The sequence below is a fragment of the Rickettsia bellii RML369-C genome (assembly GCF_000012385.1).
In the GTDB taxonomy this organism is placed as follows: Bacteria; Pseudomonadota; Alphaproteobacteria; order Rickettsiales; family Rickettsiaceae; genus Rickettsia; species Rickettsia bellii.
Genome location: NC_007940.1, coordinates 406,175 through 421,594, shown reverse-complemented (window position 1 = coordinate 421,594; position 15,420 = coordinate 406,175). Strand labels below are relative to the sequence as shown.

Here is a 15,420-nt window from a genome sequence, read left to right as displayed (position 1 = left end):
GACTCCTTACTCTTTTCCAAGTTGAGTCGAAGTATCCCCAACTCTTCATTTATTAGGAGTATATAATAAAATGATTGAATGCCCTTAACGATGCTTTTTGTCGCTCATAGCTCATTTTATTATTTATATTCTCTATTTTTTGTAATTGAACTTAATTTTTTGAGTATAAACAGAAGATTTAACAAGAGGAATTAAAAAATTTGCATTGCAAGCTTGGCAGCGACTTACTCTCCCATGCCTTATGACATAGTACCATTAGCGCTATGAGGTTTCACGTTCGAGTTCGGGATGGGATCGTGTGTTTCACTCATGCTATAACCACCAAGCTAGCAATACAAACTTTTTAAATAGTAGATTTGTATTGGTTTGCTGTTAGTGTTGTTGCAGGACTTAAAGAAATTTTTATATCACAATTTATATCCGAAAATCCTACGGACAAACCACAGGACAACATTATATTTTACTAGACTCCTGCTTTCGCAGGAATGACATATAAATAAAGCCACGGGATGACAATCATGCAACAACACTTTATTAGTTGATAAAGCTATTTTAACCTGATAACTTTGTGAGTTGATACTGACATATTATAGAATAAACACTATATACATGTGTAATCTCACAGCAAAGTAAATCAATCGAGCTATTAGTATCAGTTAGCTACACACATTACTGTGCTTCCACACCTGACCTATCAACGTGGTGGTCTTCCACGGCTCTAATGGGGAAGTCTAGTTTTGAGGTGGGTTTCCTGCTTAGATGCATTCAGCGGTTATCCCTTCCGTACTTAGCTACCCAGCTGTGCCGTTGGCACGACAACTGGTCCACCAGGGGTACGTCCACCTCGGTCCTCTCGTACTAAAGGCAGATCCTCTCAAACTTCCTACACCCACGGCAGATAGGGACCGAACTGTCTCACGACGTTCTAAACCCAGCTCACGTACCACTTTAATCGGCGAACAGCCGAACCCTTGGGACCTTCTCCAGCCCCAGGATGTGATGAGCCGACATCGAGGTGCCAAACGATTTCGTCGCTATGGACGCTTGGAAATCATCAGCCTGTTATCCCCGGAGTACCTTTTATTCGTTGAGCGATGGCCCTTCCACTCGGGACCACCGGATCACTATGACCGACTTTCGTCTCTGCTCGTCTTGTCAGACTCGCAGTCAGGCTAGCTTATGCCATTGCACTCTAAAAGTTGATTTCCGACCAACCTGAGCTAACCATCGCACGCCTCCGTTACTCTTTGGGAGGCGACCGCCCCAGTCAAACTACCCACCATGCATTGTCTCGGACCCTGATTCAAGGGTCTCGGTTAGATATCAAGAACCAAAAGGGTGGTATCTCAAGGGTGACTCCACAAAGGCTGACGCCTCTGCTTCATAGTCTTCCACCTATCCTGCACATTTGATTCCTAACACCAGTGCAAAGCTATAGTAAAGGTTCACGGGGTCTTTCCGTCTGACCGCGGGAACTCCGCATCTTCACGGAGAATTCAATTTCGCTGAGTCGATACTGGAGACAGCGGGGAAATCGTTACGCCATTCGTGCGGGTCGGAACTTACCCGACAAGGAATTTCGCTACCTTAGGACCGTCATAGTTACGGCCGCCGTTCACTGGGACTTCAATTCAGAGCTTGCACCCCTCCTCTTAATCTTCCAGCACTGGGCAGGCGTCAGACCCTATACTTCGTCTATTGACTTTGCAGAGCCCTGTGTTTTTAATAAACAGTCGCTACCCCCTAGCTTGTGCCACCCACAAATGGTTGCCCATATGTGGGTCATCTTTCTTCCGAAGTTACAGATGCAATTTGCCTAGTTCCTTCAGCATCGTTCTCTCAAGCGCCTTGGTATACTCTACCTGTCCACCTGTGTCGGTTTCGGGTACGGTCTATAATGAAGGTGTTATTTCCTGGAAAATATTCGCTGCACAATCAATCCAATAAGACTGTACAACTTACTACTTTCGTCACATCCTTCAGGTTCAGGAATATTAACCTGATTCCCATCGATTACGCCTTTCAGCCTCACCTTAGGGACCGACTAACCTTGCGCAGATTAACTTTACGCAAGAACCCTTGGACTTTCGGCGAGAATGTTTCTCGCATTCTTTATCGCTACTTATGTCAGCATTCTCACTTCCGATACCTCCAGCAAACCTTACGGTTCACCTTCACAGGCTTACGGAACGCTCCGCTACCACTCACACCAAATGTGTGAATCCGCATCTTCGGTACATGACTTGAGCCCCGTTACATTGTTGGCACAAGAAAACTTATTTAGACTAGTGAGCTATTACGCTTTCTTTAAATGATGGCTGCTTCTAAGCCAACATCCTAGTTGTTTTGGTCTTCTCACATCCTTTAACACTTAGTCATGATTTAGGGACCTTAGATGGCGGTCTGGGCTTTTTCCCTCTCGACTATGGACCTTAGCACCCATAGTCTGTCTGCTATGCTATACTCATCGGCATTCGGAGTTTGATTGAGTTTGGTAAGTCTGTGGGACCCCCTAGCTCATTCAGTGCTCTACCTCCGATGGTAACCGCTATAACGCTCTACCTAAATAGATTTCGCAGAGAACCAGCTATATCCGAGTTTGATTGGCCTTTCACCCCTAACCACAGCTCATCCCCTACTTTTTCAACAGTAGTGGGTTCGGTCCTTCAGCGGATTTTACTCCGCTTTCAACCTGGCCATGGCTAGATCACTCGGTTTCGGGTCTAATTCATCTAACTATAGTCGCCCTATTCAGACTCGCTTTCGCTACGCCTACACCTAACGGCTTAAGCTTGCTAGATAAACTAAGTCGCTGACCCATTATACAAAAGGTACGCCGTCACAAGACATAAATGCTTGCTCCGACTGCTTGTAAGCATTTGGTTTCAGATACTATTTCACTCCCCTTGTCGGGGTACTTTTCACCTTTCCCTCACGGTACTTGTTCACTATCGGTCACTAGAGAGTACTTAGGCTTAGAGGGTGGTCCCCCTATGTTCAGACAGGATTTCACGTGTCCCGCCTTACTCAAGGACTTCAAACTTTTTACCTATACGGGACTATCACCCTCTACGGTCAACCTTTCCATGTTGTTTTAGTTATTTTTTTGAAGCCACTGGCCTGGTCCGCATTCGCTCGTCACTACTAACGGAGTCTCGGTTGATGTCCTTTCCTCCAGCTACTTAGATATTTCAGTTCGCTGGGTTTGCCTCATATAGCTATGTATTCACTATACAATACCTAATAAATTAGGTGGGTTCCCCCCATTCGGAAATCTTCGGATCAAAGCTTATTCGCAGCTCCCCGAAGCTTATCGCAGCGTATTACGTCCTTCATCGCCTTCTAATGCCAAGGCATCCACCAAATGCTCTTATTATATTTACTTACGCTTTATTACTTGAGATTACACGATGCATACAGAATTAATTTTACAATTTCTTCAGTATCTAACTCACGATATAAATTTTTATTATCGTGGTGTATTTAGTTTTTAGCTTTATCAACTTTTTAAACAGCTACAAAGTTTTGTGTTTCAAACCTTGTGTGATTGATTTTATATCCATAATTTCGAATGTTGTCAAACACTATTTTAAATAATTTTTAAATTTCTTTTTTACGATAAGAATAAAATATTATTTTAACTTCTTTTAAGAATCGACTTTTTTGGCTTTCCATTAGGACTTATTGCACTTTTTGGAACTTTTACATCTCTACCTGAATCTTCAAAAAAGAATCCATCTTTTTGTAAAATTTTATTCACTTTCTTCAATTCTCCTTGCCTATTTACTAAGCCTTTCTCTGTTTTAACAAACAATAACTTACCATTTTTTCGTAATACTATCTCTTCATCGTCTTCAAAATTTTTAGATATTTTTAAACTACCCTCCTTATCAAACTTGCCTAAAATATTTTTTTGTAAATCAGCAAATTCTGCAAAAGCATATAATTTTAAGTTTTGTTTTATTTGCTCAGGTTCAGTTATATATTCCCCAGCTTTATTAATAAAACCAGTTATCTCATATTTAAAATCTTTACCATGAGGCGTTTTTTAAACAAGAAACTGAGTTTCAGTAAGTAATTTAGTTTCATCCTCTACTTCATCGTCAACTATATTAATTATTTTTCTCTTTATAGAATAGATATCGCTATTTTTATCAAGTTTTGGATCAAACTCTTTAATTTGTGGATTTTCATTAAATCGAACTGATTTTTTATCTTTAGTCATAATCACCTCTGTTAAAGATTTTTTAATAATAATCAAGAATAGCTTGATATTAAACTAATGTAAAATATTTACGCTGCTTCAAAAGAAAGTTGATAAACTAATCAACAGTTTAATTTATATTAATATTTATTATACTGAAATCCTAATTATTATAAGCTTTTTGTTGACAAACTCTAGAACCATATTATATGGTATATGCCTAAAAGTTAATTTATAATTATTAAAGGAAATTATTTATGCATGGAAAATTAAATTTTGATAGTCATAATATAGATATTTTTAATTTAAATTTACAAGGTTTAATTACTCAATTAAAAAATATAAAAAAAGTAGAATTTGCTAAAACTAGTAAAGCAAATAATAGTTATATTGATATTATAAGATGTGTAATTGATCAAGCTATAACAGATAGTCACGACCCTGAAAATGAAGAAATAACAGCATTACTTCCTATTGCTATTAAAACAATTAAAAAGTTAGCTGACTCCCCTGAAGAAGTGAAAGAACTAAAACGTTTAGAGGCAACTGATTTAGATATCGCTTTTATTAAAGGTGATTTTGAAAGTGTAAAAAACCTGACTAGCAATAATATAGAAACAAAGGTTTATAATTTAGCAAACAAACTTAGATTCATAAAATTTGCTATGAATCAAGATAGTTTTAAGTATAACTTAACTCTTAAAATTAATGAAAAAGATATACCTCTTCATTCATTATTTAATAATATATTTACCGAAATTACTAGTATAGATAAAAATAACTTAGCTTTTATTATACAAGATGATGGGGGGAAAACTTGGAATTATAATAGTTGTAATTATGAATATAATAATTTACGCCCTTTATTTGATCAATTAATAACATATGGCACCGGTTCTAAATATCTTTTTTCAGAGCAAATATCTGAAACACTTCAAAAAGAAGCAAAAAATATTAGAGACCAAAAACTAGATTTTGTTTTTGTAATGATTCATTCTCATGACTCAAAAGAAGAAGGAAAATTACAAAAAGTAATATCAGAATTTCCAGATGATTTAGCAAAGGAAACTGTATATCTTATTAGAAGTTGCTATTCAGGTCAATATCATAAGGCTTGGGAAGAAAGCAGCAAAAATGCTATTTTATTCACCACTGCTAGCGAAAACGAATCTTCTTTAGTTACAAGTTTTAATTGTGAAAAATTTAACGAATTTTTTGCAAATCAACAAGTAGATACTAAAACACTTGTAGAATTTCTTTCTAATTATGATGGCTCTACACCTCATATTAGCGGTAATTATAAAGGCGAGTTTATTCAGTATATGCCGGTAAAAGATTTTCATGAGCAATTAATCTCAAATAACCTTGAAGCCCCAATATTAGAAACCAACATAAATGATGATATTATAGGCTTAGGCGAAACTATATTTTGATCACGTAGAATTATACTCATAATTTTACCCATAAGATAATAGTAATTTTTAAATTACTATTATCTTATTTTATTACCATTTACCTAAAAGCGGATTTGTAATATTTTTAGCGAATTTTCTTTTTATGTAAACACCTATTAAAAATGTTAACATGGTGGTTGGAACATAGCGGATAATCGTTGGTAAATATTTAATCAAGGTTTTATTAGGAATTAAATCTGCAAACTGATCACTTACGCCATCTACTAGATTTCTACTTTTATCCCTTAACATATTTATTGTACGATATCTATTTTTGTATTTTAGATAACATCTGACAGCTTCAATAATAATAGAAATTACTATAGATGCTATACCGATATTCATAAGAGAACAAAATTTTACCGCATTCGCAACATAAAGATAATTAGCAGCAATTATTAAAGCTAAACCTAGAACATTGAAAAAATATACAAACGACTTACCGTAAGATTTTTTTCCTGCTCCATGCTACTTTTTAATAACTCAAATATTAGAGATTTTAACATTGAACTACCTATTTCATAAGAATAGCGAGTAATACACCTGCACCAAAAGCGTAGGCGAGATTCCGCAAAGGGTGGTCACGTGTCGACTCACATAAATCAGCTACATTAGCTTTACCTTTTTCTATTCCTTTATGTTTGTAATGATCCATAACAGATGATAAATTATCTAGCTGCTCATCTAGGATATCACCAGATTTACCTTTTAAATTATGTAACCTTGAAACTAGGCTCTCTATATCTTTTTTGATTCCTTCGATATCTTCTTTAGCAGAACCAACTTTTAAGTCTTTCATAATTTACTCCTTTATTAATTTATGTTTTATTAAGCAAATTATTTTGCTTATAGTTAGATGATACACCTCTAAAATCTTCTTTACAATAGCTTAATTACATTATTTTTATTTAACCAAATTGCTTTTTCCATACTTTCTTCATAGCTTTATATTTCTCATTTTCTTCCGCTTCTTGCCATTTTTTAAAAAATATCTCAGCACTTATGGCTTTTTCAGGATCACCTGTTCCTTTTTCTAACTGCTCGTAATCATGCTCAGCATCATATTTTTTACCCCCCTTATAATTAGTGTAACGTCTGCTTCTGGTAAAGCCCATTTGTAAATATTTACGAGCCATATCTGCCCCAACAAAATCGTTATTATTTAAATACTTCAAAAACATATCATATATTTTTTCACTACTTTCTTTAGCAATTTCAGGGGTTTTAAATTTCCAAAAAGGTAATATTTCATTTTTATAAGGCTGACAAATAAGCACGCCTTGCTCACCTTTCCCTACTCTATATTTTTCAGCCTCTTTACGATAATCAATATCGTTTTTCCATTTATAATTTTTATTATCGAAATTTAAATAACTTGGTTTTTGCATAAAAAATGATATTTATATTTAATATTTATTTAAATTATTTTGTTAGATGTTAGCAAACCTAATAAAAAAGTTACTACCTTTAGTTCCTACTCTACCAGGAATATATTTAATGTATAATTCTGATAAGGAAATTATTTATATAGGTAAAGCTAAAAATTAAAAAAAACGTTTAAACTATTATAGTAAAAATAATTTGCGTGGCAGAATAGCTAGAATGGTGCATCAAGTTTATTTAGTTGAATATAAAGTTACTATTTCAGAAAGCGAAGCTTTTTTGCTGGAAACACAATTAATTAAGCAACATCAACCACGTTTTAATATATTACTTAGACGAGATAAATCAGCCAGCTATATAAAGCTACGATCAGACCATGACTTCCCTACATTAGTAAAATGTTATCTAGATAATTCAACAGGAAATAAATTGTTTGGACCTTTCACCTCTGGACATCAAATCGACTTGATCATTACAGAGTTACAAAAAATCTTTAAGCTACGAACTTGTAGCGATAGCGATTTTGCCTTTAGAAAACGTCCATGTTTAGAATATGAAATTGGCAAATGCTTTGCTCCTTGCACAGGTAATATTTCTAAAGAAGATTATGCCGAGTTGATAGAGCAGATTAACGATTTTTTATCAAGTAATATAGAAAAATTGCTAGGAAAATTAGCACTCAAAATGCAGGCTCTAAGCGATCATTCTCATTTTGAAAAAGCAGCTTTAATTAGAGATAGGATCAATCTTATAAAATTATCTAAATTACGCATTGGAAAACAATATGAAGGGATAATAGATGCTGATGTGATTGTAATTAGAGATGATAGCCGATTCCAAATTAAAGTTCTGCTTTACAGAGGAGGACAGAAATGGGGGGAGCAAAACTATTCCCCCATTTATAATCAGACAAATACTAAAGCGGAAGTTTTAGAGTCTTTTATAGGTCAGTTTTATCAAACAAGAAAACCTGCTAAAGAAATAATAATTAACGTGCCGATACAAAATTCTGAACCAATTATTAGTTCTCTTAAAAAACTATATAATATAAAAACTAAATTTATAGTGCCAAAAAGAGGAAGCAAAGCCCAGATATTGAGAGATTTACTTACTACCGAATGAAGAAACGATTTTGTTAATTAAGGATTCGATATTAATTGCCGATTGAGTATATTTTATTTCCTCATTAGGTGTTAAATAATCATTATCGTTTCCTGGTACGATTGCAATATATTTACCTCCAAGTAGACCACTAGTAACTACTTGAGCTTTTGAGTCTTTGGGTATTTTAACATTCTCATTGACATTTAAATATACAGTAGCAAAATAGCTTGTTGGATCTAAAAAAATCTTTTTAACATTACCGATTTTTATACCTGAAATCATCACGTCACTTCCGACTGATATTCCTTCCGCACTTTGAAAGCTGGCAGTGAGCTGATAGCCTTTGGCGTTAGTCATAGAACTACCAGTTTTATAAGCAAAAATTAAGAATAGGAAAGCAATAATTAATACTGCAAAACCGATAATTGTTTCAATAATGTTTTGTTTCATTGTTTTTTATACCAAATAGTTGATTTATGGTTGCCATCTGCTATATCTAGCATTCGATGATTTAGATGATTTTTGGCTTATTTTATTACTTTCTTGCCAAGAAAAAAGCTTAATATTTTTTGGTACTTCATTTACTAAATGATGCAACCATGCATGCCAACTTGGCGAAATTTTTGTTGGTTCATTAGCATTTTTATAAATAACAAATCTTTTAGGACGCCCTAAATAGTCAAGCTTCTTACTTTCGTAATATTGGTTTAGTAACTCATCTTCTCCTACTTTTTTATGAAAAAAAGTAATAAAAAACTTATTTATCCACGACATTTTAAAATTTCTATAGCAGTTTGTCTTCCTTGTACTGCAAGTTTATCAGCAGCAATATTACCGCTATTACTTGCATGTCCTTTCACCCATTTCCAAATGATAGTATGTTTGCTTAATTCTTCGTACAAATTTTGCCATAAATCAGCATTTTTAACTGGTTCATTGTTGCTTTTACACCAGTTGTTTTTTATCCAATTATGGATCCAAACGGTAATACCTTGTTGTAAATATTTACTATCAGTATAAATTTCCACATGACAAGGTTTTTTTAGAATTTTTAGGGCTTCAAGAGCTGCTGTAATTTCCATACGGTTATTAGTAGTCTCAAGTTCATGCCCAAATATTTCCTTATTAACCTCATTAAATTGAAGTAACGCTCCCCACCCTCCTGGACCTGGATTGCCAGAACATGCACCATCGGTATATATAACTACTTTCGATATATCTTCTTTCAATATTTTAACTAGGTTTAATAGGTTTAGACTTAGAAGAGTTACGGAATTTATCTAGCATAATAACATTTTTTGATAACAAAGCTTCATCAATTTTATCATTATTTTCTTCTTCCAGAATTTGCTTTTCTATTTTCAATATTTCAGCTGTATTATTATTTTGTATATTTAATTGCTGATTAAAAGTGAAACTATAACTATTGCTTGAATCAACAAAACTAATAAGAGCATCAAATGGTATATAAATTGTTTCTTTAATGCCGCTAAAACTTAACATTACAGAAAATCCGGTATCTTTTACTATTATATTCTCAAATTGATTCTGAAGTACTATCGTTATTTCTTTTGGGTATGCTTGTCTAACTTTTAAAGGCAAAATGACAGCTGGATGATCAGTCTTATATGATATATATATTAATTGGTCCCAATATAAATTTTCATGCTGAATCCTTGCTAAAACCTTTTTTACAAATTCCAGCATAGATTCATTTAAAAATTTTTTATATTCGATATTCATATATAGAAGAAATAAATAATATAAGTAAGTAGACGAAGTTTTATTTGGAAAAGAGCCAAGCGTTTTGAAGCTTTTACTAGCTACATATACTTAATACGTGAGATTAAAAGCAAAAAACAACGACGCCAATTTTTCAAATAAAACGAGTATATTTGAGGGTTTTTCTGTTACCCGGCAAACCCCCAAGCCGTGCAGGTTTATGCTACAGCTAAAGCTGGAGTACCTGCGGAACGATAGTTATCGTTTGCGTTTCTTTGTTTTGACCCGTAAGGCAAAAGCCTGCGGCGGAATCATCCCGAGTAAAAGCAATTTTTTTATTAGGCACGTCGATCCTATTTCGCCCCCCTGTCATTGCACTATTTTTATTGTTATGTCATTGCCTTATAGAGCTTGTCATCCCGTGGCTTGTCCACGGGATCCAGTAAAAATTACAAACAAAGTAACTTTTTAAAATTAAAAGCTCGATATATCTCGCTTTATGCTGGATCTAGTTAGCAAGCCACGGGATGACACCGAAGACGGCTTTTGTTCCATTCAGGAATGACATAGCACATTATTGGTGGAGGCGTCGGGTACTGCCCCCGAGTCCGCAACCTCTATTCTAAATTACGTTTATTACTATAGCTATATTAGCACTTACTATTATCGCTTAATTTGATTAATTTGTAAAGGTTTTCTAGATTTATATTTAAAATACGCTTATAATCAATATTAGATTTTAAATTATAAACTATTTTATGCTACCAAATCTTGGGATTATTGCCGGTAAAGGTTCGCTACCTTCTTTAATAGCGGATAATTATAAAAAACAAGGTGGTAATTGTTATATAGCTGCGATAGAGGGCGAAGCTAATATAGAATTAATTAAGGACTTTGAGTATCAACCTTTTAAAATCGGTATGGTTGGAGCAGCTATTAAGTATTTTACACAATATAACGTCCAAAATATTATTTTTATAGGCGGAGTCGATAGACCAAATTTTAAAAACTTGGCAGTGGATAAAATAGGTGGTTTATTACTTCTTAAAATAATTAGCCAAAAAATTCGTGGGGATGATAATTTATTAAGAATAGTAGCTAAATTCTTTGAGAATTATGGCTTTAAGGTAATTTCAAGTAGTGAGATATATCAAAATCAACAATGCGATTCTACTATTATAACTGATACTAGCCCTACAAATTCTGATAAAAAAGATATTGAATTTGGGGTAAAATTATTAAATCATTTAAGTAAATTTGATGTAGGTCAGTCGGTTATAGTTGAAGATGGTTATGTGCTTGGCATAGAAGCGGCTGAGGGGACGGATAATTTAATAGCTAGATGTGCAGACTTACGTAAAAAATCTTGCGGTGGAGTGCTTATTAAGCTTTCAAAAATTGGACAAGATAATAGGCTAGATTTACCAACTATAGGCGTTAATACTATAAAGAATCTTGCCAAATATAATTACAAAGGCGTTGCAATTCAAAAAAAACAAGTAATTATAGCTGAAGAAGAGAAAACTATAAAACTCGCTAATGAACATAAAATTTTTATAACAAAATGTTAGCAATAGGTATTACCGGTAGCTATGCATCGGGCAAAACTTTTATTTTGGATTATTTAGCAGAAAAAGGATATAAGACTTTTTGTGCCGATAGATGCATAAAAGAATTATATCAAGATTTAAAGATCCAAACCGGTATTTTAAAATTATTGCCGGAGCTTGAAACTTTTAATATTGGGAAGATTAGTAATTTAATTTATAACAATGATCTCGCACGTGAGAAATTACAAAATTTTATTTATCCCCTGCTGATAGAAAAACTAATTCAATTTAAACAGGAAAACGTAAACTCCAAATTTGGGTTTGCTGAAATACCTCTATTGTATGAAGCTAAATTTGATAAATATTTTGATTTTGTCGTAACTGTGCATTGCTCTGAAGAAATAAGAATGCAAAGAGCAACAACTAGATCTTCTTTTGATGTGGAAATCTATAACAAGATAAAGGAAATTCAGCTTTCGCAGGAGAGTAAAATAGCAAAAGCAGATTTTGCTATAAATAGCGGCGTTGATATGTTAGACTTGGAAAAACAAATAAATAACCTAATAGCAAATTTAGAATGTCGAGTTTAAGAGAAATAATTTTAGATACGGAAACTACGGGACTTGATCCAAAAGGCGGTCACCGAATTGTTGAGATCGGTGCTATTGAAATGGTAAATAAGGTACTAACCGGCAGACATTTTCATTTCTATCTTAATCCAGAACGAGACATGCCATTTGAGGCTTATAGAATTCATGGCATTTCCGGTGAATTTCTAAAAGATAAGCCACTATTTCATACTATTGCAGATGATTTTTTAGAGTTTATTGCCGATAGTAAACTTGTTATTCATAATGCACCTTTCGATGTTAAATTTCTAAATCATGAATTATCATTATTAAAAAGAGCTGAAATTAAACTCCTAGAACTTGAGCATGCTATTGATACTTTAGTGATGGCTAGAAGTATGTTTCCTGGATCAAAATATAGCCTTGATGCTTTATGTAAAAGATTCAAGGTGGATAATTCTGGCAGGCAACTTCATGGTGCTCTTAAAGATGCAGCTTTACTTGCTGAAGTATATGTAGAACTAACCGGCGGTAGGCAGTCAGCCTTTAAGATGCTTGATAAAGCTGCTAAAATAAATAACTTAAGCTATAATCGCTTGGATTCTCAGGCACATAGGAATATTCCCGTTATTAAACCAACAAAAGAAGAATTACAAAAACATAAGGAATTTCTAAGTAGGGTTTTAAAGCAAGCATAGGATATTAATTTATAAATTAAATATATTGATTCAAAGTTTAAAGTCAATTGTGGGTTGTAATTTTACAATAAAGTTCTAAAATATCACTAGCCTTAGTTGATATTTTTTTGTATAAAAATATATTATAAGCTATATATATTGGTACAGTTATTAGCTTAGTTGATAACTGGTATTTAATTTAAATAATAAAATCTTGAGGAAATTATGAAAAAAGTTATTTTAATACAAAAACCAGCTAAACCTGCAGGTTGTTTAGATTAAGAAATTGTAAAGGGATATCAGTAATATCCCTTTATAACCTCTGTAAATAAAATAATATTATGAATAATTTAATAGAAAAAGATAAACAATTAAATATTCTGTGGGATAAAATAATATCTCTTGATTTTGTACAACAAAAAAGTAAAATGCAAAAAGAAGAATTTGAAGGATGGAGTATACAAAAGTTGAATATTGTGGAAGAACAATACAAACGTATGTTATTTTTATGGGTAAAATATGATTCTCTAGATCTACCACCTTCTGAGGATATTGATATATTTTGGCATTATCATATACTAGATACCCGTAAATATTACGAAGATTGTCAAAAAATATTTGGATATTATCAGCATCATAATCCTTATTTCGGTATAGGTGAGGACAAAAAAGAACTTTTAAAAGCTTTTGAAAATACCCTATTACTTTATAAGAAGGAATTTCATGAAGAGCTATATGAAACTGAAGAAATATATATAAATTAATAAATTGTATAATATTTTTAAAGATTTTCGATTTTTGTTAATTTATACTGCTTCAATAAATCATGCAATATCAAACGTAGTACTATTAATTTTTATATCTAAAAGAATTTTAGATAGTACAAATTCACTTTTTTTATCCTCTTCAGTTTTTTCTGTCATGTGGATTCTTCCTATAATAGGTAGTAGTATAATTGCTAAAATAAGCAATAATTACCATGGTATAAATATATTACTAGTTAATAGTACTCTTAATCTATTATTAGTTATTTATATGTTTTATATAAATTTAGATGACTTATTTATATTATACATAATAATTTTATTACGTGGTTTATTGGAGGTATTGAATAGAAATATATCCATAACATCTATAAAGAGATATATTGACTCTAAATTACATAAAAAGTGTTTTTCTTTTTTCCACAGTGCTAAAACTTTAGGAGCCTTTTTAGGAGGAATTTTACTATTATATATACCTAATAATGAAGATTTTATTCAGGTATTAAATATTAATTTAATAAATTGCCTAATAGCTATACTTTGTTATAGTACTTTTAAATGGTATAAGCTTGATTTAAAAAGTTATAAGGCTTCAATATCTTCATATTCCTTATTTAAATGTTCCCAAGACATAACAAAAAATAAATTCCAGTTACAAAATTTATTTTATATTCTTTTATCTAATGTTTTCTTTTTTGGGTATTATCAAATATCTAGGATATTTCTACCTTCTAAGTTTAATGAAAATGGGTATAACAACATAGCTTTATTTCAAATAGTAGCAACTATAGCAATAATTTTAGGTTCTACATATGCAACCATTAAATCAAAAGCGAATAATTTTATATCATTAGGTATAATTATAAATTGTATAATTATATCCACAATAAATTATATTAATATAGAGTTTTTTACTCTATTATTATACTTTACTTTAATTTTTATATACCAATCAATTTATTCAACCTCACTATCCAATATATTATATGATATAGATGAGCATAAGGTAGGTTATGTAATAACATTTATAAATGTTATTATTACTTTGTTTATTATAATTTTTATAAGTATATCATCTATATGTGTTGATTTTATGGGTTATAGCTTTACTTCAATATTAACTTCTACAATCTGTTTATTTTTGTTAATATGCATAAGTATATACTATAAAATTAAAATTTAATTATGAAAACCAAACTCACCGTACTCATCACCTTTATAATCCTTGTCTTACTAGGTTTTTGGCAGCTTAATCGCTTAAAAGAAAAGAAGCTATTTTTAGCATCGATGCAAGAAAATCTTACCTCTCCTGCAATTGATTTAGCTAAAATTCAAGATAATCTGCCCTATCATAAAGTAAAAATTACTGGGCATTTTTTACCTGATAAAGACATATATTTATATGGTAGGCGGTCAATGTCGAGTGAAAAGGATGGCTATTATTTAGTTACACCATTTAAGACCGATGAAGACAAAATTATTTTAGTAGCACGTGGTTGGTTTAGTAACCGCAATAAAAATATTATTACGCAAGCAACCAATGACCAACCTCATGAGCTTATCGGCGTTACTATGCCATCCGAAAAAACTCGTAGCTACTTACCTGCCAATGATATTAAAAACAATGTATGGTTGACTCTAGACTTACAAGAGGCATCTAAAGTTTTAGGCTTAAATCTTGAAAATTTTTATCTCATTGAAGAGAGCAAAGATATTAGCAATCTAGATATTTTGCTACCACTGTCAATAAATCATTTAGCAGCTATTAGAAACGATCATTTAGAATACGCTTTTACTTGGTTTGGACTCGCCGCATCTTTAGTTGTAATTTATAGGATTTATAAGCGTTCAGTGTCATCCCGTGGCTTGGAAACTAGATCCAGGATAAAGCAAGATAAATCGAGCTTTTAATTCTAAAAATTTGCTGTATTTATGATTTTCATTACTGGATCCCGTGGACAAGCCACGGGATGACATAGGCAAAACCTAATTC

At 32.5% G+C, this 15,420-nt stretch carries 16 protein-coding genes, 2 rRNA genes, 1 other RNA gene and 1 pseudogene; 8 read left to right on the top strand and 12 right to left on the bottom strand.

Annotated elements, in window-relative coordinates; genetic code table 11:
- Nucleotides 1-211 precede the first annotated feature (211 nt).
- From rrf to RBE_RS08825, 4 genes are all read right to left on the bottom strand, one after another.
- Nucleotides 212-326 (bottom strand): 5S ribosomal RNA (gene rrf / locus RBE_RS01915).
- 299 nt (nucleotides 327-625) lie between these two features.
- A 23S ribosomal RNA gene (locus tag RBE_RS01910) occupies nucleotides 626-3,385 on the bottom strand.
- Between the two features lie 252 nt (nucleotides 3,386-3,637).
- On the bottom strand, nucleotides 3,638-4,015 hold the full coding sequence (locus tag RBE_RS09100) for a hypothetical protein (RefSeq protein WP_045799014.1): 378 nt from the start codon (nucleotides 4,013-4,015) through the stop codon (nucleotides 3,638-3,640).
- A 33-nt stretch (nucleotides 4,016-4,048) separates the two neighbouring features.
- Nucleotides 4,049-4,225, bottom strand: coding sequence for a hypothetical protein (locus RBE_RS08825; protein ID WP_187145747.1), 177 nt, complete (start codon nucleotides 4,223-4,225; stop codon nucleotides 4,049-4,051).
- A gap of 236 nt (nucleotides 4,226-4,461) precedes the next feature.
- Here RBE_RS08825 and RBE_RS01900 point away from each other — a divergent pair, with 236 nt between their 5' ends.
- A complete protein-coding gene (locus RBE_RS01900) occupies nucleotides 4,462-5,637 on the top strand; it encodes a hypothetical protein (RefSeq protein WP_011477063.1) in 1,176 nt (391 codons plus the stop codon).
- Nucleotides 5,638-5,709: 72 nt separating this feature from the next.
- Here the strand turns inward: RBE_RS01900 and RBE_RS09570 are convergent.
- The 3 genes and pseudogenes from RBE_RS09570 to RBE_RS01885 all read right to left on the bottom strand — a co-directional run bounded on the left by RBE_RS09570 (nucleotide 5,710) and on the right by RBE_RS01885 (nucleotide 7,046).
- Nucleotides 5,710-6,164, bottom strand: a pseudogene (locus tag RBE_RS09570) (hypothetical protein).
- An 8-nt stretch (nucleotides 6,165-6,172) separates the two neighbouring features.
- Nucleotides 6,173-6,457, bottom strand: coding sequence for a hypothetical protein (locus RBE_RS01890; RefSeq protein WP_011477061.1), 285 nt, complete (start codon nucleotides 6,455-6,457; stop codon nucleotides 6,173-6,175).
- 109 nt (nucleotides 6,458-6,566) lie between these two features.
- A complete protein-coding gene (locus tag RBE_RS01885; RefSeq protein ID WP_011477060.1) occupies nucleotides 6,567-7,046 on the bottom strand; it encodes a DUF4385 domain-containing protein in 480 nt (159 codons plus the stop codon).
- Nucleotides 7,047-7,260: 214 nt separating this feature from the next.
- Here RBE_RS01885 and RBE_RS01880 point away from each other — a divergent pair, with 214 nt between their 5' ends.
- Nucleotides 7,261-8,163, top strand: a complete 903-nt coding sequence (locus RBE_RS01880; protein WP_143549756.1) for a UvrB/UvrC motif-containing protein — start codon at nucleotides 7,261-7,263, stop codon at nucleotides 8,161-8,163.
- Here RBE_RS01880 and mlaD read toward each other — a convergent pair.
- The 5 genes from mlaD to ssrA form a co-directional block, all read right to left on the bottom strand.
- Complete coding sequence (gene mlaD, locus RBE_RS01875) at nucleotides 8,146-8,595, bottom strand: outer membrane lipid asymmetry maintenance protein MlaD (RefSeq protein ID WP_011477058.1); 450 nt, start codon at nucleotides 8,593-8,595, stop codon at nucleotides 8,146-8,148. The genes RBE_RS01880 and mlaD overlap by 18 nt on opposite strands.
- A gap of 24 nt (nucleotides 8,596-8,619) precedes the next feature.
- Nucleotides 8,620-8,919: an NADH-ubiquinone oxidoreductase subunit NDUFA12 family protein gene (locus RBE_RS01870; RefSeq protein ID WP_011477057.1), complete on the bottom strand. Its 300-nt coding sequence runs from the start codon at nucleotides 8,917-8,919 to the stop codon at nucleotides 8,620-8,622.
- Nucleotides 8,907-9,374: a ribonuclease HI gene (gene rnhA, locus RBE_RS01865; protein ID WP_011477056.1), complete on the bottom strand. Its 468-nt coding sequence runs from the start codon at nucleotides 9,372-9,374 to the stop codon at nucleotides 8,907-8,909. The genes RBE_RS01870 and rnhA overlap by 13 nt, the downstream gene beginning before the upstream one ends.
- Before the next feature lie 4 nt (nucleotides 9,375-9,378).
- Nucleotides 9,379-9,888: a ClpXP protease specificity-enhancing factor SspB gene (locus tag RBE_RS01860; protein ID WP_011477055.1), complete on the bottom strand. Its 510-nt coding sequence runs from the start codon at nucleotides 9,886-9,888 to the stop codon at nucleotides 9,379-9,381.
- 152 nt (nucleotides 9,889-10,040) lie between these two features.
- Nucleotides 10,041-10,562, bottom strand: a transfer-messenger RNA (tmRNA) gene (gene ssrA, locus RBE_RS07630).
- 63 nt (nucleotides 10,563-10,625) lie between these two features.
- Here ssrA and RBE_RS01855 point away from each other — a divergent pair.
- The 6 genes from RBE_RS01855 to RBE_RS01830 all read left to right on the top strand — a co-directional run bounded on the left by RBE_RS01855 (nucleotide 10,626) and on the right by RBE_RS01830 (nucleotide 15,338).
- Nucleotides 10,626-11,438: an LpxI family protein gene (locus tag RBE_RS01855; protein ID WP_011477054.1), complete on the top strand. Its 813-nt coding sequence runs from the start codon at nucleotides 10,626-10,628 to the stop codon at nucleotides 11,436-11,438.
- Nucleotides 11,432-12,007, top strand: a complete 576-nt coding sequence (coaE, locus tag RBE_RS01850; RefSeq protein ID WP_011477053.1) for a dephospho-CoA kinase — start codon at nucleotides 11,432-11,434, stop codon at nucleotides 12,005-12,007. The genes RBE_RS01855 and coaE overlap by 7 nt, the downstream gene beginning before the upstream one ends.
- Nucleotides 11,995-12,684, top strand: a complete 690-nt coding sequence (dnaQ, locus tag RBE_RS01845) for a DNA polymerase III subunit epsilon (protein ID WP_011477052.1) — start codon at nucleotides 11,995-11,997, stop codon at nucleotides 12,682-12,684. The genes coaE and dnaQ overlap by 13 nt, the downstream gene beginning before the upstream one ends.
- Before the next feature lie 320 nt (nucleotides 12,685-13,004).
- Nucleotides 13,005-13,427, top strand: coding sequence for a glycine-rich domain-containing protein (locus tag RBE_RS01840; protein WP_011477051.1), 423 nt, complete (start codon nucleotides 13,005-13,007; stop codon nucleotides 13,425-13,427).
- A 157-nt stretch (nucleotides 13,428-13,584) separates the two neighbouring features.
- Nucleotides 13,585-14,610: an MFS transporter gene (locus tag RBE_RS01835; RefSeq protein WP_143549755.1), complete on the top strand. Its 1,026-nt coding sequence runs from the start codon at nucleotides 13,585-13,587 to the stop codon at nucleotides 14,608-14,610.
- A 2-nt stretch (nucleotides 14,611-14,612) separates the two neighbouring features.
- Entirely contained in the window at nucleotides 14,613-15,338 is a 726-nt protein-coding gene (locus RBE_RS01830; protein WP_011477049.1) for an SURF1 family protein, read from the top strand.
- The last annotated feature ends 82 nt before the right edge of the window (nucleotides 15,339-15,420 follow it).

Excerpts from the sequence above, each read along its gene's own strand:
- RBE_RS01830 (WP_011477049.1), top strand. The coding sequence starts at position 14,613 with ATGAAAACCAAACTCACCGTACTCATCACCTTTATAATCCTTGTCTTA.
- RBE_RS01840 (WP_011477051.1), top strand. The coding sequence starts at position 13,005 with ATGAATAATTTAATAGAAAAAGATAAACAATTAAATATTCTGTGGGAT.
- dnaQ (WP_011477052.1), top strand. The coding sequence starts at position 11,995 with ATGTCGAGTTTAAGAGAAATAATTTTAGATACGGAAACTACGGGACTT.
- RBE_RS01835 (WP_143549755.1), top strand. The coding sequence starts at position 13,585 with ATGTGGATTCTTCCTATAATAGGTAGTAGTATAATTGCTAAAATAAGC.
- RBE_RS01870 (WP_011477057.1), bottom strand. The coding sequence starts at position 8,919 with ATGTCGTGGATAAATAAGTTTTTTATTACTTTTTTTCATAAAAAAGTA.
- RBE_RS01880 (WP_143549756.1), top strand. The coding sequence starts at position 7,261 with ATGGTGCATCAAGTTTATTTAGTTGAATATAAAGTTACTATTTCAGAA.
- RBE_RS01855 (WP_011477054.1), top strand. The coding sequence starts at position 10,626 with ATGCTACCAAATCTTGGGATTATTGCCGGTAAAGGTTCGCTACCTTCT.
- RBE_RS01860 (WP_011477055.1), bottom strand. The coding sequence starts at position 9,888 with ATGAATATCGAATATAAAAAATTTTTAAATGAATCTATGCTGGAATTT.
- coaE (WP_011477053.1), top strand. The coding sequence starts at position 11,432 with ATGTTAGCAATAGGTATTACCGGTAGCTATGCATCGGGCAAAACTTTT.
- RBE_RS08825 (WP_187145747.1), bottom strand. The coding sequence starts at position 4,225 with ATGACTAAAGATAAAAAATCAGTTCGATTTAATGAAAATCCACAAATT.
- RBE_RS01890 (WP_011477061.1), bottom strand. The coding sequence starts at position 6,457 with ATGAAAGACTTAAAAGTTGGTTCTGCTAAAGAAGATATCGAAGGAATC.
- mlaD (WP_011477058.1), bottom strand. The coding sequence starts at position 8,595 with ATGAAACAAAACATTATTGAAACAATTATCGGTTTTGCAGTATTAATT.
- RBE_RS01900 (WP_011477063.1), top strand. The coding sequence starts at position 4,462 with ATGCATGGAAAATTAAATTTTGATAGTCATAATATAGATATTTTTAAT.
- RBE_RS01885 (WP_011477060.1), bottom strand. The coding sequence starts at position 7,046 with ATGCAAAAACCAAGTTATTTAAATTTCGATAATAAAAATTATAAATGG.